Source organism: Modestobacter sp. VKM Ac-2977 (genome assembly GCF_026968045.1).
Taxonomy (GTDB): domain Bacteria; phylum Actinomycetota; class Actinomycetes; order Mycobacteriales; family Geodermatophilaceae; genus Modestobacter.
On sequence record NZ_JAPVBQ010000001.1, the window covers coordinates 1,069,133 to 1,085,584 of the forward strand.

Sequence of the window (16,452 nt, forward strand, 5' to 3'; positions counted from 1 at the left end):
GAGCACCCTGGCACTCTCTAGGCACTCAGTATCGAGAGCCGGAGGTGCCCCGTGGGCCGTCCACCGCTACCGCTGGGCACCAGCGGCAAGACGCTGTTCGCCACCATGCCCAACGGCATGGTCAAGGCCCGGGTCAAGTTCCGCGACTTCGACGGCGAGGTCCGGCTGGTCTCCAAGACCGCCTCCTCCCGAGCGGCCGCCGAGCGGGCGCTGAAGGTGGAGCTGACCGTCCGCCGCTCTCCCGGAGGCACCGGCTCGCTGACCGCGGGCAGCCGGGTGTCGGCGTTGGCCGACGCGTGGCTGGCCGCCGACCACGGCTGGTCGACCGGCACCGAGCGCACCTACCGCTCGGCGGTGCGCGCCCAAGTCGTCCCCACCTTCGGCCGGCTCTGCCTGCGCGAAGTCACCCCCGGCGTCATCAGCCGGGGGCTGGCCACGATGGCCCAGACCAGCGGCCCCAGCGCGGCCAAGACGGCGCGTGCTTGCCTCTCCGGGATGTTCGCGCTCGCCATCGCCGACGGTGCGGTGATGGTCAACCCCGTGCGCGACTCCGGGGCCCGGTTGAACTCCAGCGCCAAGAAGGCGCCGCGGGCGTTGACGGTGGGGGAGACCGCTCGGTTGGTCGAGCTGCTGCGGGGGAGTGCTCGGGCCGCCGAGCTGGACGTCGTCGACCTGATCGACTGGATGCTCGCCACGGGCGCGCGGATCGGCGAGGCGGTGGCACTGCGGACCGGTGAGACCGCCGGCCGGCCGCTGCTGGACCTGGATGCCGGCACCTGGGAGGTCAACGCCACTGCGGTGCGTGTGCCTAAGAGGGGGATGGTCGTCCAGCCGCGGACCAAGACCGCGGCCGGCTGGCGGATCATCGCCGTGCCGGAGTTCGCGATCAACATGGTGCGCCGCCGGCTGACGTCACCACACCGGCCGGACACCGAGCTGGTGTTCCCGGCGCCGGTGGCCGGCACGCTGCGCGACCCGAACAGCGTTTCCGGTGACCTGCGCCAGCTGCTGGACTCCTTCGAGTGCGAGGCGTGCGACGGGACCGGCTTCCAGCCGGCGACGAAGACGACGGCTGCTGGCCGACCGCTCCGCTGCACCGAGGGCCCGTGGTCCTGGGTCACCTCGCACACCTTCCGCAAGACCGCCGCAACGCGCTTGGACGAAGCCGGCTTCACCCCGCGCCAGGTCGCCGACCAGCTCGGCCACGCCAACCCGTCGATGACCCTGGACGTCTACTTCGGCCGCCAGGTGGTCAGCGCCGAAGCCGCCCGAGTCCTCGGTCGGTGACCGGGTCCCATCCTTCGGGTGACCGGGGCCATGCTGCTGCTTGGCGTCGCCTGGGGATGCACGGTCCGCGACGGCGAGTTGTTCGTCGATGAGCCCGTCAAGGAAGTTGGACCTGTAGGAGAGTGGGCGGGGTGGAGAAGCGCTATTACCAAGTCTTCGTCAGCTCGACCTACATCGACCTTGTGGACGAGCGCGAGCAGGTGACAGAGCAGCTGCTGAGGTCTCGCTGCATCCCGTCTGGGATGGAACTTTTCACGGCCAGCGGACGGCCGCCGTGGGACGTGATCACGTCAGCGATCGAAACCACCGACTACATGGTCTTGATCCTCGGGGGCCGCTACGGCAGCGTCGGCGACGACGGGCGGAGCTTTACTGAACGGGAATACGACGAGGCTCAAAGCCGCGGGATTCCTGTTCTCGCTTTCCTGCATGAAGACGTCGACAGCCTGCCCCGACGGAACGTCGACGTTGGCGAGGAGGGTGAGTCGCTGGCGAAGCTTCGCGCCAAGGTCAGCGACAGCGAGCGCCAAACGGTTCAGTTCTGGAGTGACGCCCGCGACCTTGCTCAGAAGGTCGGTACGGCCATCCGAGAAGCGATCATCAACGAGCCGCGACCGGGATGGGTGCGCGGTGGCGATGTGCGCGTCGTAGATGAGGGCTCCGGGAGCGACCAGGAGAGCGACCAACGAGTTCCCCCGCTACCCTCGCTGACCTCAACCTCCGACGAGTTGCGCGAGACGCTGGCTCTGCCGGGAGGCGAGGCGCGTCTTGAACGCTCCATTGGCACTGCGATCAAGCAGGTCAAGCGTCTGCCGTTCATCGTCGGGGATGCCGAGTACGACGGTGTGGCCAACCTCGATGCCGAGCGCGCTCAGAGAATGGCGGCTCTTGAGGATGCGGCTCCACCGCTCGTCTTGAGCGTTGCCGCAGCCGCGCGGTGGGGGACGCCAGACCTAGATCAATACTTGTGTGATTTGGTTGAGGAACTGAACAGCAGCCCCCGGCGCAGCGGATACACGAGCTTGATCGACATGATGCGGGCCCCTGCCGTGCTCGTTTTCACTGCGGCCGGCGTAGGGGCGTGCGCCGGGAAACGGGACGATTTAGTCGGGTTGCTTCTGTCCGAGGAGTTGACCATGGACGACCCCATGCGCGACGAGGATGCTCCGGTAGCGAGCCTCCTCTCGGCTGGGCTCCTGTACCCGTACGGCTGGCCCAGTAAGTCCATGCGGGAGTACTTCGAGAAGGCACTCGGGGCTGACCCGGCTTGGGAGGGGTCAGTGCTCGACCGAGCATGGGAGCGCTGGGAGTATCTCGCCGCGGTCGCGCGGCTTCACCTCAGTGAGCGCTTCCAGACGCCGCGAGGCGAGCGTCCGTACCTACGGATCGAGGATGGTGCTGGCAGGGCGCGTCGGACAACCGTTGGCAAGAGCATTCGCAGGCAGGTCAAGCAAGCAGGAGAAGCTCACCCGCTGATGCGGGCCGGCTTGTGTAAGGGAAGCGCAGAGGCATTCGAGGGCGCTGCTGCGAGCCTCGACGGCGACTATGGGGCGTGGGGCGAGAACCAAGACTTCGCAGCTCTCCCAGGCATGGGCGGCGCTCTACCGAGCGGCCCGCACTACCCCGGCAGTCGATCGGGCTTCTGAGAGGGCTCGCTCTGCGTGCGGTTAACAGTTCGCCCCGGGAGGCACGAGCTCCCGGGGCGAACCGGTTCATACCCGATCGGCTTAGCGGTTGCCGTACAACGACGCCGCGACCTTGGTCTCCCACCACCGGTCGCACTCCGCCTCGTCGTACAGCACCCGACGGCCGGCCTTGACCCCGGCGGGGCCGATGCCGATGTGGCGCCAGTAGCGCACGGTGGCCGGGCTGGTGCGGAATCGCGCGGCCACCTCCTCGGTGGTCAGCAGACGAATGGCCATGGCATCTCCTCGGACGACGACGGGTGGAGCCGGTCATCTCGAGGAGGCGCTGGTGGCGTGCGGTTGCTGCCAACAGCGTTGGGGTGACATTCAGTAGGTCGACGTCACCCCGGGTTGACTGGCACGTCACCCCGGCGTCGTGGTCAGGGCGCGCGAGGTGCTGTACGGCTGCGGATGTAGAGCCGGCGGGTCATCGCGACGCCGAGCGCGGCCAGTGCGACGGACAGCTCGTCCAGGTCCCGGTTGTAGATGCGGCCGCTGTCGAGCTGGGTGAGGAGCTCGCCGAGCAGGCGCGGCCAATCGTGGCGGGTCGGCGGGATGGGCACCGGGGTCTCCACGCGTCGTTCGACGACCTGCACCGCCGAGAGTCCCGATGAGGCCGCGCGTACTTGCTCCCAGGCCCGCTGCCGGCACGTCGCAGAGCACCACTTGGGAAGCCGCCCCGTCGCCTTGACGGTGATCGGCCCACCGCACCACCCGCACGTCGACGCGGCGCGCCGCCGGGGCTGGGGGACAGACTCGACTGCCCCGGCCGAATGGGCGCCCGATTCACCGGACGGCGAAGTGCTCGGCTGCTGTACCTGTCGCCTCTTTGCTTGGCGCTGGGTCTCCGATCGCCCTGAAGCACTTCGACGTCTGCTCATGCTGGCCACTGTCCGGATCGATGTCCCACCGGACGTCACCCCGATCTGTCACGACGGAACGAGAGGCCTGGATGACGCTCCTCTTGTGTCAAGCGCTGTCGGCAGCGGCTTGTTCGGGGTCTGCTGATGGCAGGGGCGGGACCAGTCGGAGGGTGGCCGCGGCCGGCGGGGTGGGGCTGATGTGGTGGTAGATCTCGCGGGCGACGTAGCGCTTGAGGCAGCGCATGATGTCGCGTTTGGCCAGGCCTTCGGCGGTGCGGCGGGTGACGTAGTCCCGGGTCGGTGGATGGGTCTTCATCCGGACCAGGACGATGCGCCAGAGCGCGCTGTTGGCTTGGCGGTCACCGCCCCGGTTGAGCCGGTGGCGGTGGGTGTTGCCCGAGGAGGCCTGCACTGGGGAGGCGCCGCAGAGGGCCGCGAAGGCCTGTTCGCTGACCAATCGTTCGGGGTTGTCCCCGGCGGCGACCAGGAGGGCGCCGGCGGTGTCGGGGCCGACTCCGTGAGCGGCGAGCAGGTCGGGATGGGCGGCGGTGAGGATGGCCTTGAGGTGGGTGTCCAGGCCCTCGATCTCAGCGTCGAGGTGCTGGATCCGGCGGGCCAGCGCGCTCATCGCGTACTTGGCTGCCGCGCTGGTCGTGGTGAGCTCGCCGGGGCGGAAGCGGGCGGCGGTCGCGATGAGCTGGGCGTAGCGCAGCTTCTTGACGGTGTCGCGCAGCTCGTCGGGGGCGGTATCGGCCAGGGCCTGGAGCTGGAGCAGGGCTTGGGTGCGCTGCTTGATCGCCGAGCGGCGGGCCACCCGTAGCTGGCGGGCCATCTCCACCGGTCCGGTGCCGGTCTTGGGCACAGTCCGGGCTCGACCGGCCACGACTGCGCGGGCGGCTTCCTCGGCGTCGATGGTGTCGGACTTGCCGCGTCGGCGGCGGGCTTGCCGGTTGGGCCGGTCGACCTCGACGACGTGCACGTCGCGGGCGGCCAGCCAGCGGGCAAGTCCACCGCCCCAGCAGCCGGTGCCCTCGATGCCGACAGCGGCCAGCTCCCCGTGGGAACGCAGGAACCGGAGCAGCGCCTTGAACCCGGCGGTGGTGGTGGGGAAGGTGTCGCTGGCCAGCACCCGGCCGAGGGGGTCGCAGACCGCGGCGACGTGGATGTGCTTGTGGGTGTCCACTCCGCCGATGACGGCACCGGGTGGCCATTCGGGGCGCTCGAGGTGGTCGCGGACGTGGCGTTCTGCCAACCTGGACATCGCCGTTCCTCTTCTGCTGCAGCGCGGATGAGAGGTGCGGCACGCACGGCCGGGACGGCGGACAGGACACTGAGTGGGCCTGGTCGCACAAGCTCCTCTGAAGTCACCCCGCCCGACCGGTCGTGCCGCAGACACCGGGGCCGTGACAGCCGACCGGTCACCTTCCAGACAGCCCGACGGCGTCAGCAAATGTGGGAGTCAGACCGCCCCGGACCCCGGTGCCCTTGGCCCGCAGCCTCCTCGGAACGGGGTGACTGCGGTAGCCCGATCCCATCAGTGCAAGAGGTGTGTCGGTCATGATCTTGTTTGTGGGCAGTGGCGCCGGTGGGGCGACTGATGCCGTTCTGCGGCGCGCTCTTGACACTGCTGAGATTGAGACGGTCCGTTGCCTCGCGGCTAGGTCACCGCGCATGACCGGCATTGGGTTCCCGGAAGAGCGCTGCCCAGTGACATCCAACTCGAGGCGATGGCCGCACGTCACCGCCCCGGGGCCCAGTCCTCGCGGGCGGTCGTCCCGTGGAGGAACCCTGCCGGACGCGACTCACTGGCTAGCCCCGGGGTCGTAAGCATGACTGCCAGGAAGACGGTAATCTATTCTGTCGTGCAATTGTCACCGACAGTCAGGAGCCATGACGTCAGCCTGAGTTCTCGCCTCACGCGGTAGTGGCAGCTTGGCGGTCTCATTAACTCGGTAGCATGCGTGCCGTTCTTTGGTGAAGGCCTGAGCTTGCCCGCAATAGGCCGGAGTGGCGGGCGTGAGGTCGTCGCGGGCGCCATGGCGTTGGCTATTTACGGCGATTGACGACTGAGGAGAAGTCGCGTGCTTCCTGACTCAGGTGCTGATGATCGATGAGCCCCGCGATGTACCGGCTCGCGTTACGAGGCCCCCTGCGACACGTCGGCGTGGATGTTGAGCGGCTGCCGGACGACCAGGCTGCGACCGTCCGGCAGGCTGTCCCGGTTGTCCTCGGGGTGCGAGAAATTCACCGGGCGGGTCTTGCGGGACGGCGGACGAGGAGCATCTGCTCTGTCCTGCGGTGTTCCCGACTTGGGTTCCTTCCACGGAATGCGCATACCGTCCCGAAGAATGCAGACTGACGCGACAGACAATGCGTGTCTATGCCGTGAACGTTCAGTCCTTGCTCCGACGTCGACACCCTCAGAGATGCCCGTAGTGTCACCTTCCGCTCCTGCACTGCACGGTGCCGCCCGGTGCTCGTTCTGTTGAACGATCGCCACGCCCAGGCCATGAGGTGCCTTTGACTTGGGCATTCCGGCCGAAAAGTCGAGCGAACAACACGGAGCGCGGGAGTCCTGGCGACGACTACTCGTGTCGGTAGGGGCTCTCTTAGTGGTTGTCGCTTGGGTTGTCCTCAGGCTCATCCGCCTCGTCTCCCGGCAACGGGGTGCCCGCGAGCAATGCGGTCACGTCTGCTTCGTCGGTGGGATCGCGGTACGCCAGGATCGTTAGCGCAGTGTGCGTGAGTGTCGCCAGGTCGGTATCGGGCTTCGCGTCGAGCATCATCTCCGTGAAGTCAGCGGTGATCTCAGACCGCTCGTCACCGAAACCCGTCGCGACCGTCACGGAGGGCAGGTAGAACGAGTCGTCCGCGGTTTCGATGAACGCGCCGATGCGCTGCTTCATGTCTTGCGTCGATTCCTGCGCCCCGTACTGGCTTCTGGTCGTGACGCCATTTAGGTCCACCGCCGTCACGGTGTATGTCTGCAGGCTTGGCAGGAGGTCGTCCCAGCGCGCAGACGTCAGGCTGCGATTCGCGGTCTTCAACTTCTGGGCCTTGTTGGCGAACGTCAGCCGCCAGTTGCCAACCTCCGCTGACAGGAGGTTGCCGGTCACGGACCATCGGGGCGTGCGGTCGTAGTCCTCGTCGTCGATCGCCTCGGACCGCGCGCTCACCAGTACACGCTTGGCGCGCCACAGCCCGCTCGCCGCGGAGGCCAGCGGCGTCAGGTCGAGGTCGGCGAACTGGTGCCACATACGCTCGATTTCGGCTAGGTCAATCAACCGCGCCACCGCCACCCAGAAGTCACGATCGCGGGTCACGCCTTCGAGGCTGAGAAGATACGGCACCAGTTCACGGATCTCGGTCTCGCTCAGCCGACCTGACAGCAACAGCGCCTCGAGGCTCGGCTCGTCCGCGAGGGCTTGTTCGACGATGCCGAAGACGCGGTTGATGCGGAGCACCGCGTCCTCGGAGAAGACCGACGAGACGGTCTCGGAGAACGCGTCCAACTCCGCCTGCGTGATCTGCCGGTCACGAGGAAGAACGAGGTTCTCGACGTCGGATCCGAGGATCGCGCCCTTCGCACTACGTACGATGCTGGACCTCACCAGCCCAAGCACCGGGTCGGGAGTCGCCGTGGTCGGGGTCAGGTCGTCGAGTGCGGCCACCGTGGTGACCAACACCCGGCTCTCACGGTGTTCTCTGGCACGGGCGCGGACTCGCTGGGTCTCCTCCTCCGGCTCTTCCGGGGCCAGCGAGAGGTAGAACGCCGTGAGGTCGTTCCGGTCGAAGTCCGCCAGGTCGCCGGATGCGCGGCCCGATCGTAACGAGTGCCGCAGGAATACGGGGCGCTCGAACGCCTCCCGCCCCTTGCCCCACTGCATGATGAGATCGGGCACGTACGAGTGGTTGAAATAGCCGGTGATATCGGTCGTCGCAGTCGGGTCCAGGCTGCGCAATTCCTGCGCCACGACCTGATGCACCCGGTGCCCTGCCTCCTGAGCATCCGAAGTGTCCAGCGCGGCTGAGATCTGCTCCACGAACGTGCTCATGCGCGGTACCCCTCTTTCCGCAGGTGGTACAACGCCAACCCCGCCTCATCTTTGGTCAGCCGGAGATTCACCTGCCGCTGATGCACCAACAGGACCCCAATCCGTTGTGCGACCTTGGACAATAGGTCGTCATCTATCACCGCTCCATCGAGGAGACTGCCGTACTCCTCAATGCATCCCCGCAGGTGAGTCACACTCAACAACTCGTTCCATTTCGTCTGGGAGAAGGGGTGGTACGTCACCCACAGGAACTCTCGCTCGGCGTCACCTCCCATCGAGTTGATCGTGTGCACCGTGTTGGCGTACGCGACGGCCAGGAACTCGCGGTAACCCTCCGCCTGACCACCGACAGTCGTGTACTTCTTGCACTCGACGCTCACCGGACGGGGCCGCTCGTCGGGCGCTCCCACGGTGTTCCCCTCCAGGTCGAGCGCCTTCTTGGTTCCGTCGGGACACTCACGGGTGCACATGGGCTCGCTGTCCCAGACCGTGTACGAGAACGCGAATCTCGTCGTGGCCTCTAGCCACTCCTTGATTTCGTGCAGACCCTCGTGCCCGATCCGATGTGCAGTTTCCTTTGCCACTCGATGCGCCTCCTGGCACTCGACCCTAGCCGTTGCGCACACCGGCGGCGCGCGCAACGGTCAAGAGTCGCCACGTGACCTCTTCACCGCGATGAGAGGTATCACCAGGCAAGGATCGTTCGTCCGGACGCCCTCTCGAGTCTCCCGGGTGCTCGGCCAGGCAGACCAGCGTCAACCGAACCTGAAGCAGTCCCGATCAGCGACGTTTGCGTGGCTTGCTGGGCCGTTCGATCGCCGAGCCGTAGCCGACAACGTGCCACCAGCCGCAGTAGGGGCAAAGCTGGGCCTCAGCGCCCTTGCGGACTCCGGCGGCAATCGCGCTTGCCTCTGCATGCGACTCGATGGCCGCACGGGTTGTTCGGCACCTGACGCTCTTCATGCTGCGCAACATAGGGCGCGGATACGACAGCAGCGAGCCTGCCGGCCCATCGCCGGGGGTCGCCTAGGCCGGGGGCCAGACGATCGCGGCGGAGGCCTACTTGGTGGGCGTGCGGACCACATGGTGCCGGGCTTGGATGTGGAGTCGGTGACCTCCCCGTTGGGCAGCTGACCCGAAGGCCGCCGCGCAGCGCGACGCCGCCTTCAAGGCCGGCCGGGCCCTGCCGCCGCCGATCTACCCACCGTCATGGCCAGTGAGGTCCACCACCAGCCCGACGGCACCGTGGCCGCGTCCGCCGGCAGCTTGGTGCCGCAGGGCCGGGTCACCGCCGGCGATCGCACCGGCCGCTTCGACGACGTCGTCGGCCGCGGCTTCCTGCTCGCCTCGGCCATCCCGTTCGATGCGTTCACACCGGTGCGCGTTGTGTCGTCTTTGAGGGGAACCGCCTCTGGCGGTTCACCTCCGGCGTCGGGACCGTGTCATCCAGGAGCGGCGTCACCGCTCCACGCTGTCGAGCTCCTCGTCGATGGATCCAGCCTGTAAGACGACCAGTTCGTCGATGAGGTCTAGGCACCGTTGCCGGACGACCGGGTCGCTGTGCTGGCTGTGCAGCCGGAGCGCGAGCCGGACGACGTACATCGCGTCAGCCGACGCCGCGGAGGCGAGGTCGGCGATTTCGCTGCGGTGTGCGGAGACGAACCGCTCGCACAAGTCGAGCGTCACGGCCGGCAGCGGCCGACGGGTCTCCTCCAGGAACATCAGCATGCTACTGGCGTCGTCGGCCGCGGCCGGGCTGGCGGCGTACGAGCGCAGCAGGTCTGCATGCTGCTCCAACGAGTGGCCGGTGAGGTGGTGGAAGGCCCGCTGAGCGGCGTCCCGGACGGGCTGCTCGGTGTCGTTGAACGCCGCCGAGAGCAGGGCGGTGCACCGGCCCCATCGTGTGGCCGAGGGCAGGTTGTCGGCGGCCACTTCGGTGACGGCTACACGGCTCCCCACGTGGTCACCGGCGAGTAGCGCATCGACCTGGGCGTCGAGCGCAGGATTGCCCAGCGATGCGACGGTGAGTAGCCGTGCACCGGCCTGCCGTGCGTCGTCGTCGTCGCTCGAGGTCATCCTGTCCAGCAGCGCGGCCAGGTCGGCGTAGCGGTCGCGGATGACGGCGTGAAACACGAACAGCTCGACGCCGTTCGTGCCGAGCAGCGCGTCCGGTGCCTCCAAAACCAGGCTGGAGAGCAGGTCCAGAGCGAGATCAGGATCGAACTGCAGCAGCTGGGCCACGGCAGCGGCTGTTGCCGCGCGGACGCCCCAACTCGGGTCGCCCGCCAACGTGCTGAGTGCGGGACGCAGGACGGCCAGCCGCGCCGGTTCCGCCGCCAGGAGGGCTCCCACAGCGCGGGCGACGGCGCCGCGGGCGGAGTTCCAGCCGACGCTGTCGATCCGCCTCGCCGTAGGCGGGTCATCCACGCTCCAGTCGGGATGCTCCTCGGGGTCTACGCCGGTGGCGATGTCTCCGAGCATGGTCAGCAGTTCATCGGGCACCGAACCAGCTGCCTGGGCGCCGATCAGCTGGGCCACGTCGCGGTCGCTGTCGCCACCACGGGATCGGACGTGCTCCAGCAGGGGGGTGAGTACGTCGATGTCCAGGCGGGAATCGACCAGGCCGCGCAGGATGGCATTGACGTAGGCCCCGGGGACCTCATCGGGGATGTCCAGCAGCAGGCGGGCGAACCGCTCCGGGTCCTCTCGGGTCAGGTCTTCCAGGACCTGCCCCTGGGTCTGCGCATCCCCGATCATCCGGCCGTCGGCGCCGAAAGACGTGGGCCGGATGCCGTGGCGCCGCATGGCCCGAAGCCACTGGGCGTCGGTCATGTGCCTGGCGCGCTCGGAGGGAATCGGTGGCGGCACCTGCCCCCCGGTGATCCCGCGTGGGGGCGGCACGTCAGTGATGCCGAACTTACGCCGCAGCTCCTCCAGCCGACGGTTCACCGCTGCACCACGCCGGGTCGGGTCTAGGGCGTTGAGCAGACCCAGTTCGGTGCGGCCGCGGGCCCGGAAGCCGTCGATGCTGCGCTCCCGCGGCGTGGCGTAGTACAGGCACGCGTTGCGCAGCTGGTCGAGCACCGGCTCCCGTAGGTGCGGGGTGATCTCCGCGAGGAGCTGCCGGGACAGCGACGACCGCTCATCGGCGTAGCCGACGGTGAAGGCTCCCGGCGTGGCGAGGAGCCAGGCGGCGGACTGCTCGGCGAAGACCGTCGGGTTGCCCAAGAAGCCGCGGATCAACAGCACCGCGGACGACTCGTATCGGTCCCCGCTCAGGGCGGCCAGCGGCGGTGCCGCCGCGTCGGGGTCGAGCCGAGCCAGCTCCGCGAGCGCGGCCCCCAGGGCCTCGAGCAGTGCGTCGCTGAACCGGAGCCGGCTGCCGTAGATCCGCGGGTACCAGACCGCGTCGAGGGTCAGGAGGTCGTCATCGGTCCACGACGGGCGAGCTGTGGTGCCGATGATCTCCCGGACCGGGGGCAGGACTCGGGCTACGAACTCAGCCGGTGCCGTCTGGGCCAGCACCGCCACCGCCGACTCCAGGCTGGTGCCGCGGGTGCGCGGCAGGGGACCGGCGTCGTTGAACGGACCGGCGTCGGTGTTGACCGTCACCGCCTGCGCTCGGCGAAGCGTCGCCTCCACCAGCTCCGCGCCCCAGGCCGGCTGGTGCTGGGCGAGCATCCGGGCCGCATGCCACAGGTCGCTATTCGATGTGCCGTCGAAGTCGCCGTCAGCGATGGCGGTCAGCAGCTCGGTGAACCACACCCGAGAGGTGTGCAGGTCTGCTCGGCGGAGCAGGGCCCGTCGCTGCGCCCGCCACTGCTCGGGGGCAAGGCCACTCTTGAGCAGCGCCAGCGCCCGCGTGGAGTGCTCAGGGGCCGCCCCGCTGATCGCCCACCGGGCGCGCTCGGCGAGGTCGCTGTCGTCCGCGCGGAGCCAGGCCTCCCACTGCCCGACCTCGTCGAGGACCGGGAACCAGCCAGGATTGCGACGCAGTACTTGCCACAGCCGGGCTTGCAGCGGGGAGGCCTCGGTGGCGGTGAGCGGCGCGATCAGCTGCCACTCCTCGATGCTTGGGTCCGCCACGGTCTCCAGCAGGGACAGCGCGAGCGCCTTGAGGTGAAGACGCACGTCCGGGGCGCCGAGCATCCAGCCGAGATCGGCAAGGTAGGTCCGGCGATCGCTGCTGCGTTGGTAGGTGAGGATCTGGCGCACCTGGGCGCGGCGGAACAGGTCCTGCTCGCCGGAGACGAGCAGGTCCCGCAGCGTCCGGCCGTCGGCGATGAAGGTACGGGCGAAGCAGTAGTCGAAGAAGGTCTCGTGGACGAAGGTCACCTGCCGGGCGGTCACCTCGAGGACGCCTTCGGAGGCCATCACGTTCAGCTGTTGGTCGAACGCGTCGAGCCGCGGCCGTGGTGCGGTGAGCTGCTGCTGGTTGCTCATGATGGTGACCAGCACGTCGATGACGTCCAGCCACTCATCGACGCCGTTCCGGGCGTCGCGGCAGGCGGCGCGCTTCACCTCCCAGAAGGCGTCGTACAGGTCGGTGAGGCTGCGGGCCTGGTCGACCTCGGAGACGCCCTTCTGTGCCAGATCCACATAGACGGCGAGGTTGATGGGCACGGTGAGCAGATGGCGCAGCGGGCCGGCCGAAGGCGCTTCCAACCCGGCCAGCGCGAACGCGGTGTTGACCTGCGCCGCGGTGAGCTCGGCGACGTCAAGGGGCAAGACCTCTGGGGTCGCGGCGAGCGTGCGCAGCTCGCGGTCGTTATCGAGGTCGAACCTTCGACAGGCCAGCAGGATGCGCAGATTCGGATGGCTGTCGGCCTCGGTGAGCAGCTGTCCCAAGAGCTCGATGCGGTCCGGGTGCCGACCCGAGATCTTGCTCAGCGCGTCGAGCTGGTCTATGACCAGCAACGCGGGGCCGCCCCGGGCCAGGCCGGCGAGTACCGTCACCGGGGAGTCGGGTAGGTCCAGCTGCTGGCCGAGCTGCGGCGGCGTGCGGGCGTCGGACCACCGGTCGGCGGACAGCACCAGGACCGGCCAGCCGAGGTCGCGGGCGCCGGCCGTGACTTGCCCGGTGACGACGCTCTTCCCACAGCCGGCGCCGCCGGCGACAAGCACCCGACCGCCAGCGCGCAGATGTGACAGGGCCTGGTCTGCCTCCTTGCGAGGCAGCTCATGCCCGCCGACGTGCGACCGGCGCAGCCGGGCCAGGTAGTTGATGGTGATGCTCTCGACCGTCGCGACGAGGCGGGCATCCTGGTCGAGGTTGCGTGCGGTGATGCCTTCGGGCGTCAGCACCTCCCATACGTCCGCCGAGGTCAGCACCCGGTGGACCGAGTCGTCGGCCAGCTGCGCCAACAGTGCCGCCGCGACGGTGGGGCTGCCCGTCACCGCGACCTTGAGCCGGTCGAGCACCCACTGCCCGAGCTGCTTCTCGTCGATGGTTCGGACGTTCACCAGGTGCAGAGCCCGGTAGACCTCTTCCTCACTCGGGTTGGACCACGCCCGACGCAGCCGCTTGAAGTGATCAGCCGGGTCCTTCGCCTTGAGGAACTCGGTGTGGAACTCCTGCCAGTCGGCGGCGTCGATCGCGCGCTCGGTCAGCTCGTGGAGCTCGGTGGCGCCGGTGCCGCTGACGAAGACGCACTGATCGCCCTTCTTGAGCTTCGCCCACCAGGGTTGGAGGATGCCGTCGTTGGCCATCGCGTTGACGGTCCACGGGCCGGCTGCCCGTTGGCGCTTGGCCTGATGCCACTGGGCTTGGCCGTCGGCAACCAGCCGGAACTCCGCTCCGACGCCGTCTTCGCCGGGAACTTCGATGCGCAACGACTCGGCGCGGCCGGTGAGCAACTCGATGAGCACCCAGATGGTCCAGCGACGCTCGAAGCTGTTGCCCGCCTTGTCCGACGGGCCACCAGCAAGCGGCATGACACCTCTTCTCGGGAATCGAGATCATGTTACGGCGGTGCTGGGCATCCCCACCTCTTGTGTCCGCGGCCTGAGCCCGGGGCCTGTACCTCGGCTGCGTCGCGGGCGCTCTGGGGGTTGCTGATCATCGCCGGAGCTCTCCCGGCTGAGGGCCGCTCCCAAGTTGGGGGGCCACGGCTCGGTCGGAACGGTTCGCTCAGCCCGCTGCCCAGGTGAGGATGTCGAGCACCCGCAGGTCGGTCAGCTCCGCGAGTCGGCGCACGGACTCGCGGTCGTCCTGAGCGCATCGGGCTTTCAGCGCGCCGATGCTGTCCCGGTTGGCGAGCAGGTCGTCGCGAACCGCGGCCCAGTACATGTAGCGGTAGCCGCGTGCGGGGTGGCGGAAGGCCGCACTGCGGGCGGAGCGGCGGTAGGTCGCGGTGAGGTGGCTGTCGAGGATCGGCACGAGCGCGGGCCGCTTCGGGTGCAGTACCTTGCTGATCTTGGCGATGTTGATGCCGCGCGGGGCGTCGCTGCGGAAGTACTGGTAAAGGGCCTCGCCCTGGTCGTAGGCGCCGCTTCGCTCGCCGGGGTCGGCGTCGCCGAGGTCGGCGTCCGGTGCAACCTTCGTCCACGGTGCGGTCTGGGCGCGCTCGAGCAGCCAGACGAGCTCACGATCGCTGATGCGGGAGGCGATCTTTCGAGTGCGCCGAACGTCGTCCGCGGACAGGCCGCACAGGTCACCGGGGTCGGCCAGGTCGTAGTGCAGCAGCGTGGCGCCGTACCTGTTCGCGTAGTTGGCCAGCTGGTCGAACGGGTTGCTCACCAGCGTCCCGGCGAGGGTGATCATCACGTCCTGGCCCCTTCCTGCTTCCTGGCGGTACCGCCGAGGATCGGATCACGGGTCCAGTTGCGCAAAGCACGCCAGCCCCGGCGGCGGTTTCGACCGGGCTGGTCGTGGCCTGGGCTCAGCTCTAGAGGCGGGCCTGGACGTCACCCAAGGTCGACCCAAGCTCATCGGCCCGTCCGCCATCGATCGACGGTCTTGGTCAAGTCCCTCAACGCCTTCTCGACTTTGGCAAGACTCCCGGCATCGGCCTCGGCCGCCTGACCGGCAAAGTCGGCCAGCGAGAGGTCGTAGACCAGCGGCTCCACCTCGCCAAAGGGGCCGTGGCAACGGACTGTCACCGTGCTCGGCGGGGGTGGTGCTTGCCCCTCCGCGAAGTAGCTGAAGGACGTTCCGAGATGCCACGACAACGACCCGCCGGGCGGTAGGAACGTGATGCCTCCGTCGAGGCCATCGAATGTGCCAGAGTCAGGTCCTAGACGACGCTGCAACGGCGGGTCGAAGGACACTCGGACATCTCGGGCGACTGAGTTCCCTCGGTTCTCAACAACGACCTGCAGAAGATGTCCACTGTGCGGGCTGGCACGTACGTCGGCCACGACATACGGCTGGGCCCGATCACGCTGCGTCTGCTCGGACAACTCGTTCTGTCGCTCTGCTGCAGCCACCTGTTCGCGAGCGGCCGCCACCTGTTCGCGAGCCGCCATCACCTGGTCGCGCGCACTGCTTGCCTGCACGTTCGCTGCCTGCGCGGATTCCTTGGCGCTCCGCGCTTGGTCTTTGGCGCTTTGCGCGGACAGAATTGCTACGACGAGCGCTCCCCCCGCGATCGCTACCGACACAATGGCCACAATGAGTTCCCCGCTCATGCGGCCAATCGTCACAGCTCAGTCTCAGAATCAGCAGCCGCCACGCGCACAGGGAACGTCCCGACAGGTGTCCCGTTGACGAGGTGGGTCTCGCTTGGGCCACTGCGGGAGGGTCTCCGCAGGTAGCGTGAGGACATGAATCACGAGCACGCCTTGGACATCCATATCCTGGCGGACGGCTCCGAGGAGCGCCGGGAGCCATGGGTGATCACCGACGGGCACGAGACGCTGACTGAGGCTCACTCTGGCGGCGTGTGCGTTCACGCCGAGGCGTCGTTCGAGATCGCGAGGCGGGGGCAGCTCTCCGGGTCACTCTCGCTTCAGCCCGGCAGCTCGGCTCGCATCGCCGGGCAGCACGCTGGATCGCTGCACGTGGAGGCCGGGGCCGTAGCGGAGGTCGTCGGCGACCAGAGCGGCTCGGTGCACGTGGAGGACGGAGGCCTGGTGAGGGTCCACCCCGGCGGCAAGCTGGCTGGGTCGCTGCACGTGGCGGGCCTCATCGAGAACCGGGGCACTCGGGGAGGCTCCGTTCAGCTGAGCGGTGGTGTGGTTGAAGATCTGGACGGTGGGTCCGTGAAGCAGCCGACCGAGGGCCCGCGCGGCGAGAACGTCTACAAGTGGTGACGCCGGGCGCGAGCGCTTGACAGTTCGTCGGGCGGGGGCCGGTCGAGCCAGGTGAGAGCTGCGGCCGTCAGCTCGTTCGGTGCGTCTCTCAACGCCTGCTGGCATGGCCCTAACGTGCCGGTTCACCACCCGGCTGCACGCAGGCAGGGAAGACGACGCTCGTCGTCTGTCCGGCCTGGAGTACCTCGAGTTCGGGTCGGGCCCTCGTGGCGGGCGACGCGCCCAACGCAGTCCGGGTGTCCTCCGTGTCAAGGTCAGCAAGATTGGCCGCAGACACCCTTTAAGCACTCAATATGGTCGTTAATCGCA

General features: G+C 68.3%; 11 protein-coding genes. 3 read left to right on the forward strand and 8 right to left on the reverse strand.

Features of this window, described 5'->3' with window-relative positions; translation table 11 throughout:
* The first annotated feature begins 51 nt into the window (after positions 1-51).
* Positions 52-1,287, forward strand: coding sequence for a site-specific integrase (locus O2V63_RS05255; protein ID WP_269166497.1), 1,236 nt, complete (start codon positions 52-54; stop codon positions 1,285-1,287).
* A 131-nt stretch (positions 1,288-1,418) separates the two neighbouring features.
* Positions 1,419-2,933 (forward strand): DUF4062 domain-containing protein, encoded by a 1,515-nt coding sequence (locus O2V63_RS05260; protein WP_269166498.1) that lies wholly within the window; start codon positions 1,419-1,421, stop codon positions 2,931-2,933.
* 81 nt (positions 2,934-3,014) lie between these two features.
* Here O2V63_RS05260 and O2V63_RS05265 read toward each other — a convergent pair whose 3' ends face one another.
* The 8 genes from O2V63_RS05265 to O2V63_RS05300 form a co-directional block, all read right to left on the reverse strand.
* The gene (locus O2V63_RS05265) at positions 3,015-3,209 is read right to left on the reverse strand and encodes a helix-turn-helix transcriptional regulator (protein WP_269166499.1); all 195 of its coding nucleotides are present in this window, start codon (positions 3,207-3,209) and stop codon (positions 3,015-3,017) included.
* 143 nt (positions 3,210-3,352) lie between these two features.
* Positions 3,353-3,535, reverse strand: a complete 183-nt coding sequence (locus O2V63_RS05270; protein ID WP_269166500.1) for a hypothetical protein — start codon at positions 3,533-3,535, stop codon at positions 3,353-3,355.
* A gap of 406 nt (positions 3,536-3,941) precedes the next feature.
* Positions 3,942-5,096, reverse strand: coding sequence for an IS110 family transposase (locus O2V63_RS05275; protein ID WP_269166501.1), 1,155 nt, complete (start codon positions 5,094-5,096; stop codon positions 3,942-3,944).
* 1,348 nt (positions 5,097-6,444) lie between these two features.
* Entirely contained in the window at positions 6,445-7,890 is a 1,446-nt protein-coding gene (locus tag O2V63_RS05280; RefSeq protein WP_269166502.1) for a hypothetical protein, read from the reverse strand.
* Complete coding sequence (locus tag O2V63_RS05285; protein WP_269166503.1) at positions 7,887-8,474, reverse strand: hypothetical protein; 588 nt, start codon at positions 8,472-8,474, stop codon at positions 7,887-7,889. Before O2V63_RS05285 ends, O2V63_RS05280 begins: the two co-directional genes overlap by 4 nt.
* Before the next feature lie 874 nt (positions 8,475-9,348).
* On the reverse strand, positions 9,349-13,824 hold the full coding sequence (locus tag O2V63_RS05290; protein ID WP_269166504.1) for a hypothetical protein: 4,476 nt from the start codon (positions 13,822-13,824) through the stop codon (positions 9,349-9,351).
* Positions 13,825-14,020: 196 nt separating this feature from the next.
* Positions 14,021-14,653 carry a DUF6308 family protein gene (locus O2V63_RS05295; protein ID WP_269166505.1) on the reverse strand — a complete coding sequence of 211 codons (633 nt, stop codon included), beginning with the start codon at positions 14,651-14,653 and terminating at the stop codon, positions 14,021-14,023.
* Positions 14,654-14,817: 164 nt separating this feature from the next.
* Complete coding sequence (locus O2V63_RS05300; RefSeq protein WP_269166506.1) at positions 14,818-15,519, reverse strand: hypothetical protein; 702 nt, start codon at positions 15,517-15,519, stop codon at positions 14,818-14,820.
* A gap of 135 nt (positions 15,520-15,654) precedes the next feature.
* Between O2V63_RS05300 and O2V63_RS05305 the strand changes: the two genes are divergently transcribed.
* Positions 15,655-16,143, forward strand: coding sequence for a hypothetical protein (locus O2V63_RS05305; RefSeq protein WP_269166507.1), 489 nt, complete (start codon positions 15,655-15,657; stop codon positions 16,141-16,143).
* The last annotated feature ends 309 nt before the right edge of the window (positions 16,144-16,452 follow it).